We start from the raw sequence: 24,796 nt of genomic DNA on the forward strand, positions 1-24,796 counted from the left end.
ATAAAAAAAGCAAGAACGTATAATTACGTCTCGCTTTTCTCAATAGCAAAATTAAACATTAGATTCACTTAGCAGCATTTACGCTCTTGTCCAATAGCTAAAGCGCTAAAAGATAGAGGACCAACAACTTCTGCGTTTGCACCACTAGTAAGGTTTTCTACAGTTAATGAATATTCGTGTGTTCCACTGCTAACGTTTTGATCAATAGCTTGAAATGTTTGTACGTAGAATTGTTCAGAATCTGTAGATTCAATACCTACTTGTGCATTAAAAATTTCAATATTATCACGGAAAATTCGGAATAAAACTTGTGAAGTCCCAGTTATACCTTCTACACCAATTGTAGCGATTAATTCTACGCGATTATTACGTGAATCTCTACTTGGAATTCTTACTTTCAAATTTGCTAGAATTGCTTTATTTGGAGAAGCTGGGATTGCAAAAGTGGTTTCATCCGTTTTACTTATAGGTTGAGTAGCTTGGTAATCAATGATATGAGTCATATTCGTCACCTCCTCATATACTAAAATATGAAAATGGCAATGAAATAGCTTGGACAAATAATAGAGTATTTTAATAGAGTCGACAATAATTATTGAAAAGGAGTAATTCATAAAAAAGCATCAAGAAAATATCACAATAAAGTGAGATTTTTCTTGATGCTTTTTGTAATTAAGCAGAATATTCTTCTTTACGTACTTCGAAAAATTCATTACGACGTAAGTAATTATAAACTTTCTCGGAAACCTCTTCTTCTTCAGACATTAAGAAACGATGATCAAAAGCATAGAAGGATTGACCTTTAATTAATTTTACGTAGTATATTTTACACGCCTCCTCTAGCAAAATTAGTATTTACTTAATATTATGATGACCTATATGCATATGAATCATACTTGAAGTTTCAAAGGATAGAAGCTAAACAAAATAAAAAAGCTTACAAAACTGTAATGTTGTTGTCACGTTTTCCGATAGTTAAAAATAACCAATCTCTTCTATACTACAAATAGGTTACATAAAATAAGGGGGTAAAAAGATGGATGAAGTGATTGGAGAAGTAGTAGCAGGTATTTGTGAATTTGTGGTGGAAGTAACGGCAGATGCTATTGGAAATTTAGTTTCTAGAAATAATGAGGAAAAAGAAACGATATAAAAATATAAAGGCTGATTTCTAAAGGGAAATCAGCCTTTATATTTTTACATTATATTAATATTATTTAAATATTTGTTTGTTAGGATGGAGATGAAATCAATATTGGAGGTGATTAAAATAAATATGCCGAGTTTGGGATTAGATTTATCTAATTCTCGTTTAATTATGGCGAATGTAGACGAAAGGGAATATCATTTTATTATACGTGAACATCCGATTTTAGGGAAAATTATATCGCTACTTGAAAATGGAAAAGAATACGGCTTAATGGATAAACAAATCGCTAATAAAGATAAATTTATAAAATCGGAGCTTATTAAATTAGATTATTTTAACATAGATGTTCTACAGCATACACCTGAATGGATATGGATTGGTATGGATCAATTTGGTTTACATGCTCGTGAGGCTACTTATAACGAAGTAGACGTTATTATGAAGTTGAAAGAGGATTTATATTATATAGATGTATATGAAAAAGTAAAAATGTAATAAATATTTAGTCAGGTTAGGGGACAAGTTCCCGTAGCCTTTTTTGTTTCGTAATAAAACGTAAAATTAATATTATATTGATGATAGGACAGCATGATAAGAAGTAAGCTGAAAAGAGGATTTGAAAATACATAAAGAGAACTTTAATTATTATATGAATTCTATATGTAAATAACGATAGAAAGAAGATGATAAAATGAGTAAAGAAGAGCTTGTGAAACAACAGTTTGGTAATAATGCGGAAAAATATGTAAAAAGTAAAATTCATGCTAATGGACCAGACTTACAATATGTAGTTCAACAAGTTGAGTCTCGTCATAATAATCGTCTTCTTGATATTGCTACTGGCGGTGGACATGTTGCGAATATATTAGCTCCATTGTTTCAAGAAGTAGTTGCCTTAGACTTAACAGAAAAAATGTTAGAGAATGCGAAAAATTTTATTATCAGTAATGGACATGAAAATGTATCTTTTGTTGCTGGAAACGCTGAAAGTTTACCGTTTGCTGATGGTTTTTTTGATACGATTACATGCCGAATTGCAGCACATCATTTTACGAATCCACCGCAGTTTATATATGAAGTAAATCGTACGTTAGAACATAATGGATTGTTTATTTTAATAGATAATGTTTCACCGGAAAATAATGAATACGATACATTTTATAATTTTATAGAAAAAAAGCGGGATCCGAGTCATGAACGAGCGCTGAAAAAAACAGAATGGATTACCTTGTTAGAAAAAAACGGTTTGCAAATGCAGTCATGTCTTACTTTTGACAAGAAATTTGAATTTGACTGGTGGTGCGATATGATGAATGTACCTTTGCAGAAACGTATGAAATTAACAGAGTGTATGATGAAAACACCAGTTGAAATGCAAGAATTCTTTAATATTCAAATTGAAAATAATAAAATAAATTCGTTTTATACTGAAATGGCATTGTTTGTATGCAAAAAAAGCGCGACATTAAAAAGATAAATTTCTTGCAGTCTTTTCAAAGTACGTTATACTTAGTACAGAGAAAATGAGAATTGAGGAAAAGTAATAATGATTCGCGTACGTATTGAAGGAACTGAAGAAGAAATGCTTGAATTTATGGAGAAAATGCCGGATATTCCTGGATTTGAAAAAACACATATGAGAGAACCGAGAAAAGGAAATAATCCAAAATACGATTCAAGTAAAAATGTACTAGCATATTTATCTTATAAAAAGATTGAAGTCGCCAATAAATAGGCGGCTTTTTTAGTTTGCACTGTTTCACAGCCTTGTCTTTTTTACATAATAATAATAGTAGATTATGTTGAAGAGGGGTGAGGATAGTTAAAAAGAAAATCATCTTTTTTGGAGACTTTGGTATTGACGATGCTGTGGCGTTAATTTATGCAAATAAAACATGTCAATTGGATATTATAGGTATTGTTGCTGAATATGGGAATGTATCGCGAGAAATCGTAACGGAAAATGTGTATTTTTTAGAAAGATACTATGCTACAGAAGTAAAAATCATTGAGGGTGCAGCGAGGCCGATGACTGCTGAAGAACCTTTGTTCTTTCCTGAAATTCATGGGGAGCACGGCCTAGGCCCAATTATTCCACCTGATATGAGGATTTGTAAACGGGAAAATTTTTGTGAATTAATTAAATTAATTGAACCTTGTCCAGAAGATATTATTATCGTAGCGACAGGGCGTTTAACAACATTGGCAACGTTATTTTTATTATATCCAAATGTAATGGATAAGGTATGTTCATATTATATTATGGGCGGTGCGTTTTTATTTCCTGGTAACGTTACTCCTGTATCAGAAGCTAATTTTTATGGAGATCCAATCGCCGCAAATATTGTGATGAAGTACGCAAAAAATGCGACTATTTATCCGTTAAATGTAACGCAAGCAGCCCTCATTACTCCTGAAATGGTGGATATTATTAATAAAGAAGGAACTGGGCAAGCGAAGCTTATTAAACCAATGATCGATTTTTATTATGAGAACTTTTATAAAAAAGAATACCCGGGTATTGCTGGAAGTCCAATTCACGATTTACTTCCGTTCATTTCATTTATAAATGATGATATTTTTGAATACAAAAAATCTGCAGTTTGGATTAGTACGACAAATGACGTAACTAGAGGACAAAGTGTGGCAGACTTTAGAAAAATAGCCGAGCCAACAACATTTGATAATAGACCAATTCAAAAAATTGCAGTTGGTTTTAACTATCCTGCATTTAAAGAAGAGTTTATGCGGACAATATTAAAGCCTGACTGTCCTTAATATGTGTATTACGAATAACATCAACCTCGAGTCGAAAAACTGGCCGTTCATTATTTTGAAATAGTCTAATAGTTGATTCGTATGAATAACTACTGAAAAATGTAACATAACTAATGGTAAGCAATTGTTTCTAATTATATTTTGATTGGTAAAATATAAAGGAGGTTATTATATGATTTGGTCTTTAATCGTCGGTGGTATATTAGGATGGCTTGCGAGCTTAATTACTGGAAAGGACGTACCTGGTGGTGTAATTGGTAATATTATTGCTGGTATTATCGGTTCTTGGATTGGTTCGAAATTACTTGGTAGTTTTGGTCCAGTCATTGGCGGATATGCAATTATTCCAGCTTTAATCGGTGCGATCGTTTTAATTTTCATCGTAAGCTTCTTATTACGAGCAATGCGAAAATGAATGTAAGGACTGTTTACATTTGTAAGCAGTCCTTTTTATATGTTATGCTAGTATTATACAATCAGGAGGTGTCAGCATTGAAAACATTTACAGTAAATTTCCATCAAGAAGATAATGCTAAAGCGACAACAGTACATAAATTAAGTGAAGAGGACTTCAATAAAGCAACAGAAAAAGGCACTCGTCATCTATTTGATTTAGATACAAACGTTGGATTCTTCGTATTCTTTGACGCAGAAGATGCAGAAGGTAATGATCAATACTTAATGTTACAATACGAAGGGGATCATGAAGAGCCAACTGCGTGCTACGGATTTGATTTAAAACTATACTATCAATTTTTAGCACTATACTTAAATGATCTTGAATTCCACGGTGAAACAGATGAGGAAGAGGAAGAGTATGGCCCAATTCATCATTTAGCTCACTTACTTTATCATATTGTTGAAGATGGTAAGTCAATCGAAGTGTAAAAATACATATGTAAAGCTGTCCTTTATGGACAGCTTTTTTTATTATTATGATGAATGTTATGGTTTGAATAATGGTAAATGGATTTCTGATGGTGATAGATGGTTTGATTAAACAGAAAAAGCAACAAAGAAAGCTCATCTTTCTTTGTTGCTTTTTCTATATTTAAGGCAGGATTGCAGTGTAAATGGCGAGAAGGGATATATAAGGAGATGGAAAAAATGATAAATAATACAATTCCAAGTTTTTTAAAATTATGGGGAAGTGACGATGTAGAATTAGAAGTTCTTAATCAATATTTCATTTCGCATCCTGAGGTATTTGAAGAATACTTTAAGTATCATTGTCCTAAAACGAGAGAACGTCTTTCGAATGCAATTAAACAATATCCGGCGAAACTAGAAGATATTCGTATCATTGTAGAAACATTACCGATTATTATTCAAGAGATAACGAATGAATATCATAATAAATATAATCTTGATGTAAATATGAAGTTTCATTTATTTGTTGGAGCTTTTGGCTCTAATGCATTTGTAGAAAGGGAAATTATTGGAGACATCTTTTTTGCGGTAGAAAAATTATCTCCAGATGTAAATCACCTTCGTGTTATTGTCGCTCACGAAATAGGACATATATATCATAATGTTATGTTACAAAATGATGGAATGGATTGGACAAAAGCTGAGTGGACTGACGCGGCAGTTACTTTGTATCGTGAAGGTGTTGCAACATATTTATCAAAGCAAATTATAAAAGGCGTAAATGAATCAGTGTACTACTCATATAATAATGATGGTGAACGTTGGTTACAATGCTATATAGAAAATGAAAAACAAATAAAGAATCGTTTTTTGGAAGATTATATAGAAGGATGGACGTTCGAAAAAGAGAAAGAGTGGTTCCGGTTATCTGGCGGACAATACTTTGGATACAACCGAATTGGTTATTTTTTAGGAACAGCTTTTGTAGAGGATGTTGTACTAGCACTAGGAGAAAGTGAAGCATTTACTTTTTGGAACAAATATAATTTGAAAAGTAGCGTAATGGATTGGTTATTAAAATGAATAGGATTACAATAGGAGGCTGAAATATATGAAAGTGTATGTAAAGATAGCTATGTTATTTCTCGCTTTTACGTGCCTATTTGCATTAGCAGCATGTAAAGGGACCGATGAACAAAAGGAAACAAGCCGAACATCAGAAAATAGTAAAAATGAACAGAATAATTCTTCTGAAGAAAAGAAAGAGCCTGATGCAAAATCAAATAGTGAAGGATCAACAAAATCAGACACTGACTCACGCCCGAAAGATACAGTAATAAATCAAAAATCAATTAACTATGTTAAAGAGTTATTTGAATTAGCGAAAGAAGGAAAAGTACCTAACGTTCCGTTCGCAGCTCATACAGGAGATATTGAAGAAATAGAAAAAGCGTGGGGGAAAGCAGATAAAACGGAACAAGCAGGAAATGGAATATATGCTACTTTTACAAATAAAAATGTTTCCTTCGGTTTTAATAAAGGATCACAAGTTTTTGATGTACGCTCCTATCATGCAGAACTAAAATCAATTACATTACAAGACATAGAGAAAGCATTAGGAAAACCAGCTTCAATTAAAGTAAATGGCGAAGATAAAATATATGTATATAGAGTAAACAATCAGTTTGAGCTAAAATTTATTATTCCAAAATCGACTGGTAAGATAAATCATATTTCGGTATTTTCGCCTGAAGATAGTATTAATAAAATGGCAGGGTAATAAAGAAAGGATGTCACAAAGGTCATCGATACTTTTGTGACATCCTTCTTTTTACTGTTAACAGGGTGAGGAATGCAGACTATAAAACATGGGGAGTATGCTCCGAAATGTTTTTTTTTATTTTATTACGTTCTACATTTTGAATAAACAATGCTTGCATAATGCCTCCAGCTATTAAGAAACAAGCGCAAATATAAAATAGTATGCTACCGTTTAGTTTACTTAATAAAACCGCACCAAGTACAGGACCGCACGTTCGGGATATATCCCAGTGTAAGCCGTAAATTGAAAAATACAATCCACGTTTATCTGTAGGAGCGATTTCTGAAACGAATCGAAATAAATGGTTTAAAGCAATACTTTCCCCAATAACTAAAAATAGTAATGTGAAAAATAGTGACGAGATTGTTGCTGAAAATCCGTAGCCAATGGCAGCTATTGTATAGCAAGTGTAAGAAATAAGAATAATTTTCGTCATAGAAAATCGTTCGGACCATTTCACGAGGAAAACTTGTAGAGTGATTTCCATAATAGCTTTGCATGTTGTAATAAACACGAGTATGCGTTCGAAATCCAGATGCGTATGTTTCACGAAAATAAGATAATTTGTCTCAGTTTGTGCATAAAAAAAGCTAATAGGAAGTGTAGTAATCATAAGTCCTAAAACGGCGTAATGTTTGTGTACAAATTGTTTTGGAATTGATACTTCAAGTTTTTGCGTTGGTTTTGTCATTGCTGGAGCAGTTTCTGGCAGCTGCGTCCAAATAACGATTGCATATACTATAAGTGAAATGCTTTGCACCGTAAATACATATTCAGGGTGAGTCCGATAAAATATAGAACCGATTAAAGGACCGATTACGGAACCAATTGCAGACATCGTATGCAAAAGAGCAAAAATTTCTGCTTGTTGTTTTTGTTTTGTTAAATCAGCAATTTGTGCCCGTTGAGCGGGAATATATAAGGAGCGGCCAACCCCATTTATGACGTATAATAATGCAAATATAAAAACAGATTGAGCAAAGACGAAGCTGCCAATTGCAATACCTTGTAGTAATAAGCCGAGTAACATAATTTTTTTTCGTCCATATTTATCAGTAACTCCCCCAGCAATAAGTGTAAATACAATGTCTGAGAGAGGTTGTAGTCCGAAAATGAGCATAGTTATTATTATATTACCGTTTAACATTTTATTAACGTAAATAATCATAATGAGAGCTAACATAGATTCAGTTGTTCGGGTTAATAATTCGCCGCACAGTCTAATAATAATGGGTTTATTATAACGTAGTATGAGATTGTTCAATATTAATTCCTCCTTTCTATATTGAAATGATAAGATGAAAGGAGAAGTGGAAAAAGGGTAGAAATAAAAGGGGTTATTTTTCACCTTTTAGGGGGAGTATGATGTTTATTTTAGATCAATATATTGAACTATGGTGTGTCTACGGTAAAGGGAGACGAGAAGGAGAACGATTAGAAGTAACCGTACAAATGATAGCAGAAACATTATTTTGTACAGAGCGTAATAGTAAATTAATTATAAAAAAATTAGAAGAGTTACATTGGATCACTTGGTTTCCAGGTCGCGGGAGAGGGAATCGTTCTAAATTAATATTTCAAAAGCAACCAGTTCCACTAATTTTAGAAAGAGGAAAAGAATTAACGAAAAAAGGGGATGTGAAAAGTGGAATCTCATTTGTGGAACGCTACAGCTCACAATTTCCATTAGTAAAGAAAGAGTATGAAGCTTGGGTAGATTCCATATTTGGTCATAAAATAGAAAGGACACCTGAAGGAAGAAAAGATGTCCTTCGGTTGCAAGTACAAATGAATCTAGACATCGCTTTAGATCCGGTCTACGCTACGATGCGCTCAGAATGTCATATGGTTAAACATATTTTTGATACACTCGTATATGTGAATGAGGAAACAAATTCTATAGAGCCAAGACTTGCTTTTCACTGGCAATATAATGACGCTGAAAAGGTTTGGACATTTTATTTAAGAAAAGGCGTTCATCTTCATAATAGAAAACGACTTACCGCACATGATGTTATACATTCATTGAATCGATTTATGAAAGCGGAAAACAACCCACACGCATGGATGTTGCAACATGTTGAAAATGTCCGTGCAGTGGATGAATTTGTTGTTGAAATTCAATTACATACGGAAAATAGGATGTTTTTACATATGCTAAGTGCAGAACAGTGTTCTATCGTAAATGAAGATGAAGCAGGAAACTTTATTGGTACAGGACCTTTTATATTACGCGAGAAAAATGCACAATTATTTGTATTAGAAGTGCATGATTTATATTATCGTGAAAGACCTTTTCTTGACCGAATTGAACTAATGAATGTAGAGCAAAATGTAAATACGTATGACGTGTTAGTAAAGGCGGAATATAAAGATAAGGAAAAGCCTAATAAAGAGTTGTCTCGGCTTGAATCGAACGTGACATATGTAACGTGCAATCTTGTAAAAGAAGGACCAATGCAAGATGAGCTGTTTCGAAAGGCACTACATAAAATCATTCATGGCGATAGGATTGTTCAAGAACTCGGCGGAGAACGTGGAGAAGTGGCAAAGAAACTAATATTAGCAAATGAAAGAAAAGTAGAGATTAAGGAAGAGATAGAATGCTTAGTGAAAAGGAGTATGTATCATCATGAAGTGCTACAACTCTACACATTTACAGGACAAGATCATGTAGAAGATGCACAATGGATTCAGAAAGAGTGTGCGAAGTATGGGGTTCGTGTAGAAACTAATTTTCTTGAAGTTGAAGAGTTATTGGAAATCAGTACGATACAAAAGGCTGATATGATGCATGATAGTGCAACAATTAGCGAACGAATAGAAGATAGTCTGCTATATATGTTTCTTACAAAAAATAGTTTTATTCATGGGCAAAGCAGCATGGACTTTCATAAAAAGTTCTCCCCTTATTTTAAAGAAGAAGATTTAGAGAATAGAGTTACATTGTTACGCGATATTGAGGACACTTTGTTGCGTCACATTCATATTATTCCTTTATATCGTAAAAAACAACAAGTAACTTCTCACGAAAAAGTACAAAATATAATGATTAATTCACAAGGGTGGATTGATTTTTATGAAATATGGTTTACATGTTGATAAATAAGGGTTTTTACGCATTTTACATGATGTGTAAGAGCCTTTTTTCGTGTGTGAAACAGGTTTGTTTTACACATTGTTACGATATTTACGATAAAAGTCTATTTACAGCGTAACAGTGTTATGTTACATTGTTACCAGGAAGGAGTGTTATACAGTTGAGTACAGATTTAATTTCAAAAAAAGATTTATTAGAACTAACTGGTATTTCATACGGACAGTTATATAGGTGGAAAAGAAAAAATTTAATACCGGAAGATTGGTTTGTACGAAAGTCAACATTCACGGGTCAAGAGACATTTTTTCCGAAAGAAAAGATATTAGAGCGTATTGATAAAATCCAAACGATGAAAGAAGATTTATCACTTGATGAACTAGCAAATATGTTTTCACCGAGTGTTAGAGAAATTCTTTTAACAAAAGAAGACGTCATACGTAAAGGAATTGCATCAGAGCCAGTTTTACAATTCTTCATAGAACAAACGAATAAAACAACAGAGTTTCAATTTGTAGATATTCTTTATGTGTATATGTTAGAAGAGTTACTACAATCGGGAGAGATTAGTTTAGAAGAAGGAAAAATGGTCTTGCAAGTTTTACGTGAAAATTATGAAGCGATTAAGCATAAAATTTGTGACTTAATCATCGTCCGAAAGTTAGGGATTTCTACATGTTTCTTAGTTTCAAATGTGGACGATTTAATTTTTGAAAAAGGTACCAAAATTGTTTTACGCGAAGCGATTATGAAATATACGGAAGCATTAAAAACGAAACTGTTGTAGTGGAGGAGAAAGTATGCGTACAGATAATTTGATTATAAATGGTTACGGTTCATCGAATGGCGGCGAGTTTCATAAAGTGCAATTAAATGGAAAAGGGACTGTTAATGGAAATATTGAATGTGACCAATTTGAATGTAACGGATATGGTGCTGTTACTGGAAATTTGAAAAGTAGCAATGCAAGAATTAGTGGATCGGGTAAAGTTGATGGTACAGTTATTGCGGAAACGATGCGAATTGATGGGAAAGCAACAATTACGCAAGATGTGAAGGCAAACAGTTTAAAAATTGCAGGAAAAGGTACAGTAGGTGGAAATGTAACTGGAGAAGAATTTAAAATCAACGGTCAAGCAACGATTGATGGGAATTGTGAAGTGGATACTTTTTCTTCAGAAGGACAATTTACAATTGGTGGATTATTAAGCGCCGATGAAATAAATATTAATATTCACGGTACATGTCGAGCAAAAGAAATTGGTGGTCAAACGATTAAAGTAAAACATAGACTAAGTACTTTTAGTAGACTGTTTAAATCAGTATTTGGTATGCAATTAGAGGCTGAACTATTAGAAGGTGACAATATTGATATTGATTATGCTCACATAAAAACGGTAAGAGGAAACAATGTGACGGTAGGAGCGAACTGTGAGATTGAACTCATTGAATATACGGGTGTTCTTACTGTCGATAAAAGCGCAAATGTAAAAGAAATGAAGCAGGTTTAATGGGAGGGAGAAAGTAATATGGAACATCAACATAGTCTTACTGTCAATGGCTCTGGTAGTTCAGCAGGCGGGGATTATAACAAAGTGAAGATACGCGGCGAAGGAACGATTTCTAATGACATGAGTTGTAATGAATTTAAAACGTACGGAACGAGTGATGTACAAGGTAATATGAAAGTGAAAAATTATGTTGTGTATGGAGATAGTGAAGTACAAGGAAATGTAACTGCGGAATATGTAAAAGTATACGGAAATACACAAATGAATAGTGATGCCCATATTGAAAAAACGAAAGTAAGAGGTATGATAGAAGTTAAAGGAAAGTTTACTGGTGATTTCGTAGATGTGAAAGGCGCTTTAAATGTGAAAGGAGATATTGAAGTTGAAGAACTATCACTAACTGGTGGCCTTGAAAGTGATGGATTACTTAATGCTGAAAATATTGAAATTTCACTTCGTTATGAAGGCAGCAAAGTGAGAGAAATCGGCGGTAAAAAGATTACCGTTCGTAAAAAAGCGAGATTTATTCCATTTACAAGTCATGCTGGAAGCCTCCAAACGTCTATCATTGAAGGAGATGAAATTTATTTAGAGCATACGATTGCTGAAGTAGTACGAGGAAATAACGTTACCATTGGTTCAGGATGTGAAATTAATGTTGTAGAATATCATACTAGTTTTAATCAAAAAGGTAATGCAGTTGTAAAAGAACATAAACAAATATAAGTAGTACGAGGGAGAGCAAGGTTATGGTTGAGAAGAATAATAAGCTCGGCTTTGTTGTGGCGGGCTTATTGCTAGGTATTTTAATGGCATCAATGGATAATACCATTGTCGTAACGGCGATGGGAACGATTGTTGGTGACTTAGGAGGCCTTGAAAACTTTGTATGGGTCGTTTCTGCCTATATGGTTGCAGAAATGGCAGGTATGCCGATATTCGGAAAACTATCAGATATGTATGGTAGAAAGAGATTCTTTATTTTCGGTTTAATCGTCTTTATGATTGGTTCGGCACTTTGTGGTACTGCTGAAAATATTACACAGTTAGGTATTTATCGTGCCATTCAAGGTATTGGCGGCGGGGCATTAGTGCCGATCGCGTTTACTATCGTTTTTGATATTTTCCCTCCTGAAAAGCGCGGGAAGATGGGTGGATTATTCGGAGCAGTATTTGGTTTATCAAGTATTTTTGGTCCGCTGCTTGGTGCGTATATTACAGATTACATAAGCTGGCACTGGGTATTTTACATTAACTTACCGCTTGGCGTTTTAGCACTTATTTTTATTACATTCTTTTATAAAGAATCACGAGTTCATAGAAAGCAAAAAATTGATTGGTTTGGCGCAGTTACTTTAGTTGGTGCAGTAGTTTCGCTAATGTTTGCTTTAGAACTAGGTGGACAAAAGTATGATTGGGATTCTAACTTTATTTTAAGTTTATTTGGCGGATTCGCTATTTTAATTATTGCATTTATTTTTATTGAACGTAAAGTAGAAGAACCGATCATTTCATTTGAAATGTTTAAACAACGTTTATTCGGAATGAGTACCATTATTGCATTATGTTACGGTGCTGCGTTCATGTCAGCAACTGTATACATACCGTTATTCATTCAAGGTGTATACGGTGGTAGCGCAACAAATTCGGGATTATTACTTTTACCGATGATGTTAGGATCAGTCGTAACAGCGCAGTTAGGTGGATTTTTAACGACGAAGCTTAGCTACCGAAACATTATGATTATTTCTGCTGTTATTATGCTAATTGGACTATTCTTATTAAGCACATTAACACCAGAAACAAGTCGAATATTATTAACGGTTTATATGATTATCATTGGATTTGGAGTAGGTTTCTCATTCTCTGTACTAAGTATGGCAGCTATTCACAACTTCGGTATGGAACAGCGTGGATCTGCAACTTCAACGAGTAATTTCATTCGTTCATTAGGAATGACACTAGGTATTACAATCTTCGGAATGATTCAAAGAACAGGTTTCCAAGATCAATTGGAAGAAGCTTTTAAAGGTATGGGCGGAGGAATGAATACAAACGCTTTAGGAGATTCAAGAGCTATTCTATCAGAATCGGCAAGATCTCGAATCCCGCCGCACATATTAGATAAAATTATTGACGCTCTTTCTAGCTCCATTGTTCAAACATTTATGTGGGCATTAGTACCAGCAGGTCTAGCATTCATATTTATTTTCTTTATGGGAAATGAGCGTATGGTAATTAAGAAACAGCAAACGAATAAAAAGAGTGAAACATCAAAAGCGTAATGAAAAAGCTCCTTTCCAATTGGAAAGGAGCTTTTTCGTATGTAAGGATTTAGATTAGCCTTCGATAATTTCGTATTCTTCGTCTGCTAATAATAAAATTTGTGTTTTTTTACCTTTGTTTTGAACTTCGATTACATCGTATGCACCTAAGTCTCTTAGTTTGTTTTGAGAAGCGTTAACCATAACTTCCATAGAATCAATTAAGATATCTTCTTCAATGTATGATTCAGGCAATGCCATATCTTCTGTTTCTAATACACATGCATAAAGATTTTGTAAGTTTTCAGTAGTTGGGTTTTGTTCCTCAACATCAATGATGTTCTTTACTGCATCCATATTTTCTTCTTTTGCTTGGTATACTTTAATTTTAGCCATTGTTTTATTCTCCTTTATAACGTAATCGTAGAGGCTACACCTTATTATAACGTTTTTTTCATGAAAGATGAAATTGTTATATGTATTTATAGGGAAATTTATGTGCTATTACACATTATTGGCGTAATTTCATTTTTAATGTGATAAGTAAGTACCTATATTCCTGAGTTAAAGTTATATTGTCCAAGCTTTTTTATACTCCGTTCATAGTATATGTATTAGATAAAACATATAGGGAAGGGATGGAGTGTAAGTGGGTTGTGAGCCGAAACGAAATTATCAATGCTGCCAAAATAGTATTTGTGAATTTTTGCGAAGTCTAGAGCCTTTTACAAAAGTTGAGAGTATTGTAATCGCCGGAAACGAAATTGTTGTATCTTATTTTCTTTCATTTAATAAGAGGAATGGTATCGTATCCTTCGCACAAGAGGACAATGAGGTTATTTTTGTAGATTGCTCTACGATTGATGCAATTCGAATAGGAAAAGTTTGTAGTTGTAAAACGAAAGTTAAATTTATTGAAGTGGATTTTAGTTTACTTGGGAATGTTTGTCCGCAATGTTTAACAGAGGGTAGTACACTCTTTTTTGACTTTCACAATCTAGAATTGAATTTATCACTACAAGCAAAAACAATTGATGCACCTAGTTGTACTGAATTTATAGATGAGATGGGGAATGTCGTAAAGCAAATTACTATAATAGGTGAAGCGATTGTTTCTAAAGATTTTGTTCAAGTGCCGGAACTATTAAACTTTCGATTAGTTTTATCTGATACGGCTACGAATCCTTTAAAGTTTGGAATACTGTTCATTAATTTCCCTGATCTTACGTTTATTATTCTTTTCGCATCGAGTGGATACCTAAATATTTCGAACTGTTTGAAAACTAAGGGTGGAACTGGTAATGTTGAAATAGAAGATATGAAAAAGATGGTGACGAATGACAATAATACGTACAAGTCAGTTGTTAAATTGACTAAAGTATATAAAAATGGAGAAACAGAATCATATATTTATAAGAATGAGTTATAACATACGTATTTAAATGAACCCTCAAACGAGTATTGAGGGGTATTACATAATAAAAGATGATAATCGGTTACATGTAGATTGCAAATTATTATTAAGTATATTTACTGTTAACCTTTAAACAGGACAGTCGCTCACTATTTATTAGATGTTATAATAATTTTATATTTACGAATATTTTACGATTATATATAGTTTAATAAACTTTTGTTTATATATGAAAAGTAGAGTTAAACTGATTCCAAAGAAAGCGGGAATGTAAATGATATATGAAGCGAGTATACATACGAGAGAAAAATTAGTTACTATGTTCGAGGATTTCAATAACGTTGTTTTACTTTCTTATTTACAAGGACATATGGGTACTGCTTGGGTAAATGATCTTGAAAACCCAACAGTAGCGCAAGTTACGGTAGGGATTTTCACATTTTACGCTGGGGATCCAAATAGGAAAGAAACAGAAGAATTACTACGTAACATTCCTGATAGAATGTTAGTAATCGTAAATAGTGAAGAGTGGAAAAAGCGTTTAGAAACATTTTACGAAAGAAAAATAGATAAGTTTTTACGCTATAAATTCAAACGTAATGCGGAAGTTTTTAATCGTCCAAAATTACAATCTTTTATATCAGCGCTTTCAAAAGGATACGAGTTAAGAAAAATAGATGAACATATTGTAAATACCCCTACATTACATAAGGTCTCTGAAGATTTTACAAGTCAATTTCAATCGGTAGAAGATTATTTAAAACGAGGTATAGGGTATAGTATTTTGTACCAAGGTGAAGTTGTATGTGGTGCATCATCATATAGCATTTATGATGATGGCATTGAAATTGAAGTTGCGACTGATCACACTCATAGAAGAAAAGGATTGGCAACTATAGTTAGCGCGGCGTTAATCTTGGACTGTTTAGAAAAAGGGATATATCCAAACTGGGATGCTGCGAATACTACGTCTGCTAAACTGGCAGAAAAACTAGGATATGTTTTTGATAAGGCATATGATACGTATTTTGTGGATAATAGATGAAATCATTTTTAAATAAAAGAGCAGCTAGCAAAAGCTAACTGCTCCTCTCCAAAGGAGAATGAAGAAATACAATCATGTTACTTACATTATGGACAGAACAGTAATTTTTAATCAAATAACTATAAAAGTTTAGATAAAATATCTTTGATTAAACCTGAGGCACCGATAAAGAGTACTGATAAAAAAACGATTGAGAATATACTTTTTTTAGGTTTTTTAAATTCTAGGTAAATGTTAAAAATGGCACCAATTGCAACTACAATAAAGATAACGAGTCTTATTACATCTATCATGAATAACGCTCCTTTTAATTACTTAATTGTATTATATAGGAATTCACCTTCAGATTAGTTTATTAGAATACGAATTAAGGTAATTTTAAACAAAATAATCTTTTATACGAAAGTAAGGTTAGTGGAAAAAGGAAACGTATATAGTAATTGTATAACTTGTAGAAGCTGATGGTGACCAAATAAAGTACGGTTATTATTTGAGTGGTATAGTAATCTATATTTTTGTATACGCTCTCTTTAGGCATACTTACAGCTTAAATAATAAAACAGGTTTATCATAATGATCTAAACACCAATTATATTTTTTTAGAATAATTGGGTGAACTACTTCTTTCGTAGTATCGACCTCAGTATAGCCATATTTCTTATAAAAATTTTGTAATTCCTCAAAAGGAAGACAGTATACATGTTGTACTTGTAATCTCTTCGCAGTTTCTACTAAAAATGAAACAAGTTCCCCAGCTAATTGTAGACCTCTAAATTTAGTGAGAATAAAAATCCCGCCCATTTCTATCGTATCTTCATCTATTTGGACTAATCGACCAACACCTGCATACTCGTTGTTGTAAGTAATAATTGCAACTCTATCCCTTTTTAAATCACTTCTTACAAAACCTATTGAGTCATATTGATTATTAATCCATTCTAAATCATTAGATGTGGCTAGTTGAATACTCATTTGTATCACTCCTTTGGAAAATTCGATATATTTGTATTATACAGAATGTAAAGCGGTTAAATTTAGATGATTTTTAATAACAGGTCAAGTTTTGAAGAATAGTGCATACAATATAAAGTCTTTTCCTTTCTTCATTTAAGTTTTACGTATATAATTTAAAAGTACTATTTTTATTTTATATTTTTATATTTATAACAGAATAGAGGTTTAAAAATGGGTGTTAAAATCATTACGGATAGTGCGGCGGATTTACCGGTAGAATTGCTGCAAGCATATGATGTTGATTTAATTCCACTCCGTGTTTATGATGAAGCAGAAACAGAGTATTTAGATGGAGTTACATTAGAGTCAGTTACATTATTGCAAAACATGAGAGAAGGCGCTGTTTATAGAACGTCATTGCCTTCACTTGAAACTTTCCAAGAAAAATTTGTTTCTTATGCAAAAGAAGGTAATCCTTGTATATATTTAGCTTTTTCATCTGAACTGTCTGGTACATATCAATCGTCAGTTGTTATTAAAGAAGAAGTGAAAGAAACATATGCTGATTTAGATTTAGAAATTATTGATACGAAATGTGCTTCGCTTGGTCAAGGGCTTGTCGTATTAGAAGCTGCTAAAATGGCGAAAGACGGTGCATCAAAAGAAGATATTTTAAAACGTGTTGATTTTCTAATGAACCATATAGAACATATCTTCACAGTAGCTGATTTACAGTACTTAGTGAGAGGTGGGCGTTTAAGTAAAGTAGCTGGTTTTATCGGTGGTTTACTAAACATTAAACCGATCTTAAACGTAGAAGAAGGAAAACTTGTACCACTTGAAAAGGTAAGAGGGAAAAAGAAAGTACTAAGCCGAATTGTAGATATTATGGAAGAGCGTGGAAAAGACCTTAAAGGTCAAACAATCGCTATGACTCACGGTGATGATTTAGAAACTGCCGAAGCATTAAAGGCATTAATTACTGAAAGATTTGGCTGTGAAGTATTTATCGTAAATACAATTGGAGCAGCAATCGGAGCGCATACAGGACCAGGTGCGTTAACATTGTTCTTCTTAAATGAGGTAGAGTAAAGGATTGATCTTTTGATCAATCCTTTTTTCTTATTAATCAGTAATAATTGGTCGATATGGTATCGGTGAAGATAAAATCATCGAAGTTTTGACTGTTCCAAATGGTATAACGATATCAATTAATTCCTCTAATTCCTTCATAGAGTGAACCGCTACTTTTAAGTAATAGCTACTTTCACCTGTTACTCGATGACATTCGAGTATTCTATATTCCTCGTAGATTTTCTCCTCAAATTTTTTACAAGGAATCTTTAGATTTTCAATTCTTAAAAATGCTTGAATTGATTTTCCAACTGCATCTAATGATATCCGTGCGGTATATTTTTCAATTATTCCAGTATCTTGTAATCTCTTTAGTCTCTCGGTAACACTAGGGCGGCTGAGGTGTAAGTGTTCGGTCATTTCTGTAATTGTCATTCTGGCATCTTCTTGTAGTAATAGCGTTATTTTCTTATCAATTTCATCCATGAATTATGCTCCTTTGCAAAATTGAAAGTAAATTTCTTAAACAAATACATAATATAAAACCTTATGTAAAAATACATACACTTTTGTATATTGAATAGACTGATAACTTTCTATAATTAAAATATAAATGGAGGTGCTTGTAATGTCTAATCATTTTGATGAAACGATTTCTATTAAAAGGGGAATAGCCTTATATGTCGGAGCGGTTTTAGGATCGGGAATCCTTATATTACCTGGTATGACGGCGAGTGTAGCAGAAGGGAATGCGATTTTTTCTTGGCTTGTTATGATATTACTTAGTGTTCCACTTGCATTCACATTCGCTTTTTTATCGATTGAGTACTCAAGTGCAGGTGGAATTGCCACGTTTGCAGAAAAAGCTTTCGGTAAAAATATAGGTGCTATTATAGGATGGTGTTTTTTTATTGCGGGTAGCGTTGGACAAATCGTAGTCTCAATGACTGGTGGAATGTATATAGTGAAAGTGTTTGCTTTATCACCATATTACTCTTACGTTATAGCGCTTATTATTTTAAGTATTTCAATTAGTTTTAATTTATACGGGTTAAAAATGAGTGGGTGGTTTCAAGTATGTATTGGTGTATTAACTTTCTTTATTTTAATTGTAACAATTATTAGTTCACTACCTTATATTGAAATAAAAAATATAAATGTACATATTTCTATGCAAGAAATAAATCCAATTTTAGAGGCATCATTATTAATTTTTTGGTCTTTTTTCGGCTGGGAAGCTATTGCAAGTTTAGCTCCAGAATTTAAAACACCTAGAAAAAGAAATATTATTCTATCTACGGGATTTGCGATTATAATTATTGGAGTTTTATATATAGGTATTGCATTATCGGTAATTGGAACGAAATCTTATTATATAAATGCTGATAATACTACAGCTCTCGTGCTTGTTATCAAACAAACATTAGGTGACCAATTTGCTTGGATAATTGGATTTGTAGCTTTTATTATTTGTCTAGGGACGACAAATGCATTTATCGCAAGTATCGGGCGCTTAGGTTATTCACTAGGAAAAGAAGAAGTTGCACCGCGTTATTTAGCACGTATTAATAAAAAAAGAGAAACACCAACAAATGCAGTAAAAGTTGTAGGTTTTATTGCATTTGTTGGTTTGTTAATAAGTTTCGTTTTCCATATTAGCATAGATAAAATTGTTTTAATACCGAATTCGTTAGGAATTGTTACATATATAGTCGGTACTGCAGCTGGAATGAAATTAATAAAGAATAGGTTAGGTAAAATTTTTTCTATAGTAGCTTTTACATGTTGTGTGGTTGTTTATCCTTTTATTGGAGGAGTAATACTGATTCCAGTAGCTGTATCGTTTATCTGTTTATGCTATGTACGTTGCAGTAGCAGAAGAAAAGAATATAAATAAGAATGCGTTTGTAGAAATCTAAATATTTAAAGATATTAAAATTTTTACATTTCGTTTATAATTGTGAGGGTAAATATCTGTAACTATTTGTAAAAATAGGAGGCGGCTATAAAAATGCATGAAATTACTAGGTGGGATTTAGATCGATTGTATCCAATCGAGGATATTGTAACGCCAATATTGAGGTTGAAAGAACAATATTATGTGACAAAAGATGTAGAGATTCTTTCAAAACTTATACAAGCTATTGAAAAAGCAGAATACTATTTGTATTGCCGATCTGCTGAAGAAAGTAATTCATCTGACCTTTCTGTATCGACTACGACAGTAAAAGATTTGAAAAAAGAAGTACGGCAAGTAATACAGAAAAGTGAAATGGAAACTTCCAATAATATTAATACTAATTTAATAAAAGATGAACTTGGTGCATGGGAAAATATGTACATACAATTAAGAAATAAGATAGAAATAGAGCACAATAATAAGCAAATATCATTTGGACAAGCAAATAATATTGCAATGAATAGTGATAATGAAAAGGAAAGAGTAGAAGTATTCGAGTTATTAACAAATGCCTTACATAAGGAAAAAGAAATCTTTGCTACTGTATTGAATCAAATAGGGAGATTACGTAATACAAAGAGTAATGAATTAGAAGACATAGATATTTTAACTCAATCTTTACATGCGAATGGCATTTCTGAAAATGTATTATTACAAATGTGGAATGTGGCAGAAGAAAACCTTGATAAATTAGCGAGTATTGTAAACGTGTATAAGAAGGAAGAAGCTTCGATTACATGGCATGAACTTATGACCGTAAAGGAGAATAATGAGATTCATATCCCTTTTTCAGTAGCAGTTCAAAACATATACGATGCGTTTGAAAATATAGATAAAGAATTAGCAGAATTTGCACGGAATGCAATAGAGAGTAGATGGGTGGATGCGGAGCCGAGAGATAATAAAGCACCAGGCGGGTTTTGCGCTCCTTTTTTCAGTGAGAAAGAATCGCGAATTTCAATGCGTTATGATGGAAGTATTGATAGTGTAAGAGTACTTGCGCATGAACTAGGACATGCTTGGCATTTTTATAATATGAGCTTTGAACAATCTACTTCTTTTTTAGATGATTATTTGCCAATGAGTACGGCTGAATCAGCGTCTATTTTCTTTGAAACGGTACTCTTAAACTATCTAATTCAAACAACAGATTGTATAGATATGAAAAAGTCATTGCTTAGTTGGAAAATAAGAAACTGTTTTAATTATGTAATGGCAATACGATCATCGTTTGAATTTGAGAAGAACTTTTATGAAAAATGTAAAGAAGGTTCTTTAAGTGCTGATGAAATCGAGAAATTATCTATAGTAGCGCAAGAAAAAGCATATGGGCATGCGTTATTAGAATATCAGCCGTTTGTTTGGATGAAATACATTCAGTTTTATATAGCAGATGTTCCTTTTTATAATTATCCATACACATTTGGGTATTTAGCTAGTTTTAGTTTATTAGAAATAGCTAATGAAAGTAAAAGTACTTTTCATTCGAAATATAAGGAGTTTTTACGAGAAACAGGAAAAATTTCAGTGGAAGAGCTTATGAAAAAACATTTTGAAATAGATATAACAAGTTATGCATTCTGGGATAAAGCTTTTAAACAAATTTCTAAAGATGTTGATGAATATTTGAGGCTTATGTAAGGAGAGAGTATAGTGGATCACCAACTTATAAAGGGAATACCTTTTTCAACTTTAGAATATGAAAAAGCTATAAGTTTATTAAAAGGTTGGCTACATGAACAACAAGAGAAACCAAGGTTTGTAGTAACTGCAAATCCTGAAATTGTTATGTCTGCAAAGGAAAGCACGGCTAAATCAAAGCAGTTTAAAAAGATGTTACTTTCTGCAGATTTAATAACAGCGGATGGGATTGGCGTCATAATAGGCTCGAAAATATTAAAAGGAACTTTGAAAGAACGTGTTACTGGGGCAGATATCACTCACGATTTAATAAAATATTGTAATGACAATGAATATCGTGTCTTTCTTTTTGGAGCTGCGCCAGAAAGTAATAAAAAGGCACTAAAAAAATTAAATGAGCAGTTCCCAGGAGCACAGTTTAAAGGACAGCATGGATTTGTAAATGGCGAAGAAATAGAAGAAGTAAAAATGAAAATTAAGCAATTCAAGCCGCACTTACTACTAGTAGGACTAGGTTCACCAAAACAAGAAGAATTCATCTATGAAAACATACAAACATTAAACGTGCCGCTATCTATTGGTATAGGAGGCATGATTGATATAATATCTGGTACTGTAAAAAGAGCACCCAAAATTATGAGGGATACAGGAACTGAATGGCTGTATAGGTTACTTTCGCAGCCGAAACGGTTAAAGAGACAACTTATACTTCCGAAATTTTTAATTTCAGTTATGGTAGAGAGGATGAAAGGAACACCAAGTTAAGAAAGGATAAACAAGATGATAGAGCCGTTATCTAATGAAAAAGCTAAAGAAATTTTTCGAGAGCTGAAAGTAGAATGTGAATATTTATTTGAATTTAAAATTCAAAAAGCAATACCTATTCATCGCGGTTGGCTAAATTTGAAGTGGAAACTCGAAACGGATGCAGGATCTTTTGTATTAAAGCAATATAATAAAGAACGGTACAAAATGTATAACCCAGAACTTTTAATACAAGCATTACATCACCAGCAAAGACTACATAATAATGGTGTATGTTGTCCGAAGCTTCTAACTTATAAAAATAATGTAATGCATACATCAAAAAATAATGAAAGATTTATAGTTTTAGAACATAAAGAAGGTAATCTAATTTCACCAGGAAAAGTGAATGAAAAGGAAATCTACTCTCTTGGTAAGACAATAGGTCAAATGCATAATCTGTTAAATGATGGCTCTTTAATAGAGGGAGAAAACCCTAAATTTGTTCCGCCTACTAAAGAGGAAAGGTTGAAACATTGGGAAGATAAAAGGAAAGAAGCAGAACAGTTAGGAAAAGAACATATTCTCTCCCATATAAAATTGCAGCAAGAAGCAACACAATTAGTAAATATAGATCAATTTTATAGTAGTAAAAAAGGATGGGTGCACCGTGATCTATGGGTAGATAATTTCTTATTCCATAATGATGAAGTCTCAGCAATTCTAGATTTTGATCGTATGGATTATGATTATGTAGAGTTGGATATTGGGCGTGCGGTTATATCTTGTGCCTTACATGATGGGGTATTAAATAAGAGTATTGTTGCATCATTTTTAGCCGGATACCGTAATAAATTAGACTTTCCAATAGGGAGTATTGTTCGGGCAATTCAAATGCTTTGGTATATGGAGAGTACATGGTGGATTCATACTAATATGGATCAGAATAGTGTACCACCTTCACGTTTTACAGATGAAATGAATTGGATAGCTGAAAATTATAGTGCATTACATAATATATTGGCAGACTTATAAGAAAAAAGGAGATAACATTCATGAACAGAATCGGCATTATCGGAGCAATGCAAATCGAAATAGACTTACTTCTAGAAAAACTAGCTATACAAGAAGAACAGACGATTGCGGGAATGCCTTTTTACATTGGCGAATTCATGGGAACAAAAGTAATTATTACACGTTCTGGTGTAGGGAAAGTAAATGCAGCCGCATGTACGCAAACATTAATTCATAAATTTGATGTAGATGCTATCATCAATACAGGTGTTGCTGGCGGATTACATCCAGATGTAAAAGTTGGTGATATCGTTATTTCAACGAATGTTACCCATCATGATGTAAGTAAAACTCAAATGAAAAACTTATTCCCGTTCCAAGAAGAATTTAATGCAAGTAAGGAATTAATAGAGTTAGCACGTACAGCATGCAATAGTAGTAGTTTACATATGGAGATTCATGAAGGAAGAATCGTCAGTGGTGAATGTTTTGTTGAGGATTCAAAACTAAAAGCGAAATTAATAGACGAATATGCGCCGCATTGTACAGAAATGGAAGGCGCAGCAATTGGCCATGTTGCTTACATAAATGAAGTACCATTTCTTGTTATAAGATGTATTTCTGACAGTGCAGATGATGAAGCGCAAATTTCTTATGACGACTTCGCGAAAACTGCCGCAAATTATTGTTCAGAAATTATCGTTGAGATGCTGAAAAATATATCGAGTAAAACTTATAGTTCAAAAGGGGAGAATGACATGTTACAAGCATTAATTTTTGATATGGACGGAACGTTATTTCAAACTGATAAAATTTTAGAATTATCGTTAGATGATACTTTTGATTACTTAAGATCACTACAATTATGGGATACGGTAACACCTATTGAAAAATACCGTGAAATTATGGGTGTGCCTTTGCCGAAAGTCTGGGAAGCTTTATTACCGAATCATTCTATTGAAGTAAGAGAACAAACAGATGCATATTTTTTAGAAAGATTAATTGAAAACATTAAGAGCGGAAAAGGTGCTTTATACCCGAACGTAAAAGAAGTTTTTACATATATAAAAGAAAATAATTGTTCAATATATATTGCTAGTAATGGTTTAACTGAATATTTACGAGCAATCGTATCTTATTATGATTTAGACCAATGGGTTACTGAAACATTTAGTATTGAGCAAATAAACTCACTTAATAAAAGCGACTTAGTAAAAAGTATTTTAAACAAATATGATATAAAAGAAGCAGCTGTAGTTGGGGACCGGTTATCTGATATAAACGCAGCTAAAGATAATGGCTTGATTGCGATTGGATGTAATTTTGATTTTGCGCAAGAAGATGAACTTGCTCAGGCGGATATAGTAATAGATGATTTATTGGAGTTGAAGGGGATATTGCATGAAGTAAAGAATATGCACACTACGAATTAAATAAAATAACAACCATAAAAATGCT

At 32.9% G+C, this 24,796-nt stretch carries 28 protein-coding genes; 21 read left to right on the forward strand and 7 right to left on the reverse strand.

Annotated elements, in window-relative coordinates:
• Window positions 1-68: 68 nt before the first annotated feature.
• Both exsC and AC1Q8N_RS01970 read right to left on the reverse strand, forming a co-directional pair.
• A complete protein-coding gene (exsC, locus tag AC1Q8N_RS01965; RefSeq protein WP_098076212.1) occupies window positions 69-503 on the reverse strand; it encodes an exosporium protein ExsC in 435 nt (144 codons plus the stop codon).
• Window positions 504-672: 169 nt separating this feature from the next.
• Window positions 673-825 (reverse strand): YqbF domain-containing protein, encoded by a 153-nt coding sequence (locus AC1Q8N_RS01970; protein ID WP_071680000.1) that lies wholly within the window; start codon window positions 823-825, stop codon window positions 673-675.
• A 451-nt stretch (window positions 826-1,276) separates the two neighbouring features.
• Between AC1Q8N_RS01970 and AC1Q8N_RS01975 the strand changes: the two genes are divergently transcribed.
• The 8 genes from AC1Q8N_RS01975 (at window position 1,277) to AC1Q8N_RS02010 (ending at window position 6,578) form a co-directional block, all read left to right on the forward strand.
• Window positions 1,277-1,645 carry a hypothetical protein gene (locus AC1Q8N_RS01975; protein ID WP_048547509.1) on the forward strand — a complete coding sequence of 123 codons (369 nt, stop codon included), beginning with the start codon at window positions 1,277-1,279 and terminating at the stop codon, window positions 1,643-1,645.
• A 196-nt stretch (window positions 1,646-1,841) separates the two neighbouring features.
• On the forward strand, window positions 1,842-2,627 hold the full coding sequence (locus tag AC1Q8N_RS01980; protein ID WP_098076210.1) for a class I SAM-dependent methyltransferase: 786 nt from the start codon (window positions 1,842-1,844) through the stop codon (window positions 2,625-2,627).
• 69 nt (window positions 2,628-2,696) lie between these two features.
• Window positions 2,697-2,885, forward strand: a complete 189-nt coding sequence (locus AC1Q8N_RS01985) for a DUF3970 family protein (protein WP_000621879.1) — start codon at window positions 2,697-2,699, stop codon at window positions 2,883-2,885.
• Between the two features lie 77 nt (window positions 2,886-2,962).
• The gene (locus tag AC1Q8N_RS01990; protein ID WP_098076208.1) at window positions 2,963-3,928 is read left to right on the forward strand and encodes a nucleoside hydrolase; all 966 of its coding nucleotides are present in this window, start codon (window positions 2,963-2,965) and stop codon (window positions 3,926-3,928) included.
• Between the two features lie 172 nt (window positions 3,929-4,100).
• Window positions 4,101-4,343, forward strand: coding sequence for a GlsB/YeaQ/YmgE family stress response membrane protein (locus AC1Q8N_RS01995; RefSeq protein ID WP_000638305.1), 243 nt, complete (start codon window positions 4,101-4,103; stop codon window positions 4,341-4,343).
• Between the two features lie 77 nt (window positions 4,344-4,420).
• Window positions 4,421-4,816, forward strand: a complete 396-nt coding sequence (locus AC1Q8N_RS02000; RefSeq protein ID WP_000847586.1) for a hypothetical protein — start codon at window positions 4,421-4,423, stop codon at window positions 4,814-4,816.
• 219 nt (window positions 4,817-5,035) lie between these two features.
• Window positions 5,036-5,881, forward strand: coding sequence for an aminopeptidase (locus tag AC1Q8N_RS02005; protein ID WP_493521040.1), 846 nt, complete (start codon window positions 5,036-5,038; stop codon window positions 5,879-5,881).
• A gap of 28 nt (window positions 5,882-5,909) precedes the next feature.
• Window positions 5,910-6,578: a YjgB family protein gene (locus tag AC1Q8N_RS02010; RefSeq protein WP_098132734.1), complete on the forward strand. Its 669-nt coding sequence runs from the start codon at window positions 5,910-5,912 to the stop codon at window positions 6,576-6,578.
• Between the two features lie 79 nt (window positions 6,579-6,657).
• Here AC1Q8N_RS02010 and AC1Q8N_RS02015 read toward each other — a convergent pair whose 3' ends face one another.
• Window positions 6,658-7,884: an MDR family MFS transporter gene (locus AC1Q8N_RS02015; protein WP_098047744.1), complete on the reverse strand. Its 1,227-nt coding sequence runs from the start codon at window positions 7,882-7,884 to the stop codon at window positions 6,658-6,660.
• A 101-nt stretch (window positions 7,885-7,985) separates the two neighbouring features.
• Here AC1Q8N_RS02015 and AC1Q8N_RS02020 point away from each other — a divergent pair, with 101 nt between their 5' ends.
• From AC1Q8N_RS02020 to AC1Q8N_RS02040, 5 genes are all read left to right on the forward strand, one after another.
• On the forward strand, window positions 7,986-9,722 hold the full coding sequence (locus AC1Q8N_RS02020; RefSeq protein WP_493521041.1) for an ABC transporter substrate-binding protein: 1,737 nt from the start codon (window positions 7,986-7,988) through the stop codon (window positions 9,720-9,722).
• 158 nt (window positions 9,723-9,880) lie between these two features.
• Complete coding sequence (locus AC1Q8N_RS02025) at window positions 9,881-10,504, forward strand: YhbD family protein (protein WP_098047743.1); 624 nt, start codon at window positions 9,881-9,883, stop codon at window positions 10,502-10,504.
• Between the two features lie 13 nt (window positions 10,505-10,517).
• Entirely contained in the window at window positions 10,518-11,228 is a 711-nt protein-coding gene (locus AC1Q8N_RS02030) for a bactofilin family protein (RefSeq protein ID WP_098047742.1), read from the forward strand.
• 18 nt (window positions 11,229-11,246) lie between these two features.
• Window positions 11,247-11,954 (forward strand): cytoplasmic protein, encoded by a 708-nt coding sequence (locus AC1Q8N_RS02035; RefSeq protein ID WP_098047741.1) that lies wholly within the window; start codon window positions 11,247-11,249, stop codon window positions 11,952-11,954.
• Window positions 11,955-11,977: 23 nt separating this feature from the next.
• Window positions 11,978-13,513 carry an MDR family MFS transporter gene (locus AC1Q8N_RS02040; RefSeq protein WP_493521042.1) on the forward strand — a complete coding sequence of 512 codons (1,536 nt, stop codon included), beginning with the start codon at window positions 11,978-11,980 and terminating at the stop codon, window positions 13,511-13,513.
• Between the two features lie 54 nt (window positions 13,514-13,567).
• Here the strand turns inward: AC1Q8N_RS02040 and AC1Q8N_RS02045 are convergent, their stop codons facing one another.
• Complete coding sequence (locus tag AC1Q8N_RS02045) at window positions 13,568-13,888, reverse strand: hypothetical protein (protein WP_046954336.1); 321 nt, start codon at window positions 13,886-13,888, stop codon at window positions 13,568-13,570.
• A 253-nt stretch (window positions 13,889-14,141) separates the two neighbouring features.
• Here AC1Q8N_RS02045 and AC1Q8N_RS02050 point away from each other — a divergent pair, with 253 nt between their 5' ends.
• Both AC1Q8N_RS02050 and AC1Q8N_RS02055 read left to right on the forward strand, forming a co-directional pair.
• Window positions 14,142-14,921 (forward strand): BC_2878 family exosporium-associated protein, encoded by a 780-nt coding sequence (locus AC1Q8N_RS02050; RefSeq protein WP_098642449.1) that lies wholly within the window; start codon window positions 14,142-14,144, stop codon window positions 14,919-14,921.
• Window positions 14,922-15,180: 259 nt separating this feature from the next.
• On the forward strand, window positions 15,181-15,951 hold the full coding sequence (locus tag AC1Q8N_RS02055) for a GNAT family N-acetyltransferase (RefSeq protein ID WP_098642448.1): 771 nt from the start codon (window positions 15,181-15,183) through the stop codon (window positions 15,949-15,951).
• A 119-nt stretch (window positions 15,952-16,070) separates the two neighbouring features.
• Here AC1Q8N_RS02055 and AC1Q8N_RS02060 read toward each other — a convergent pair whose 3' ends face one another.
• Entirely contained in the window at window positions 16,071-16,244 is a 174-nt protein-coding gene (locus AC1Q8N_RS02060) for a hypothetical protein (protein ID WP_088122379.1), read from the reverse strand.
• Between the two features lie 247 nt (window positions 16,245-16,491).
• Window positions 16,492-16,923 (reverse strand): GNAT family N-acetyltransferase, encoded by a 432-nt coding sequence (locus AC1Q8N_RS02065; protein ID WP_493521043.1) that lies wholly within the window; start codon window positions 16,921-16,923, stop codon window positions 16,492-16,494.
• Between the two features lie 213 nt (window positions 16,924-17,136).
• On the opposite strand from AC1Q8N_RS02065, the gene AC1Q8N_RS02070 reads away from it, so the two are divergent.
• Window positions 17,137-17,997, forward strand: coding sequence for a DegV family protein (locus AC1Q8N_RS02070; RefSeq protein WP_048547477.1), 861 nt, complete (start codon window positions 17,137-17,139; stop codon window positions 17,995-17,997).
• 33 nt (window positions 17,998-18,030) lie between these two features.
• On the opposite strand, the gene AC1Q8N_RS02075 is transcribed toward AC1Q8N_RS02070, so the two are convergent.
• A complete protein-coding gene (locus AC1Q8N_RS02075; protein WP_000343327.1) occupies window positions 18,031-18,465 on the reverse strand; it encodes an Lrp/AsnC family transcriptional regulator in 435 nt (144 codons plus the stop codon).
• 142 nt (window positions 18,466-18,607) lie between these two features.
• Here AC1Q8N_RS02075 and AC1Q8N_RS02080 point away from each other — a divergent pair, with 142 nt between their 5' ends.
• From AC1Q8N_RS02080 to AC1Q8N_RS02100, 5 genes are all read left to right on the forward strand, one after another.
• Window positions 18,608-19,876 (forward strand): APC family permease, encoded by a 1,269-nt coding sequence (locus AC1Q8N_RS02080; RefSeq protein WP_098076193.1) that lies wholly within the window; start codon window positions 18,608-18,610, stop codon window positions 19,874-19,876.
• A 114-nt stretch (window positions 19,877-19,990) separates the two neighbouring features.
• Entirely contained in the window at window positions 19,991-21,580 is a 1,590-nt protein-coding gene (locus AC1Q8N_RS02085) for a M3 family metallopeptidase (protein ID WP_098076191.1), read from the forward strand.
• A gap of 12 nt (window positions 21,581-21,592) precedes the next feature.
• Complete coding sequence (locus AC1Q8N_RS02090) at window positions 21,593-22,345, forward strand: WecB/TagA/CpsF family glycosyltransferase (RefSeq protein ID WP_048547473.1); 753 nt, start codon at window positions 21,593-21,595, stop codon at window positions 22,343-22,345.
• A 15-nt stretch (window positions 22,346-22,360) separates the two neighbouring features.
• The gene (locus AC1Q8N_RS02095) at window positions 22,361-23,359 is read left to right on the forward strand and encodes a phosphotransferase (protein ID WP_493521044.1); all 999 of its coding nucleotides are present in this window, start codon (window positions 22,361-22,363) and stop codon (window positions 23,357-23,359) included.
• 20 nt (window positions 23,360-23,379) lie between these two features.
• A complete protein-coding gene (locus AC1Q8N_RS02100; RefSeq protein ID WP_098067982.1) occupies window positions 23,380-24,771 on the forward strand; it encodes a 5'-methylthioadenosine/adenosylhomocysteine nucleosidase in 1,392 nt (463 codons plus the stop codon).
• Window positions 24,772-24,796: the final 25 nt, after the last annotated feature.

It is taken from the genome of Bacillus sp. GW823-FHT06B01, from assembly GCF_058952315.1.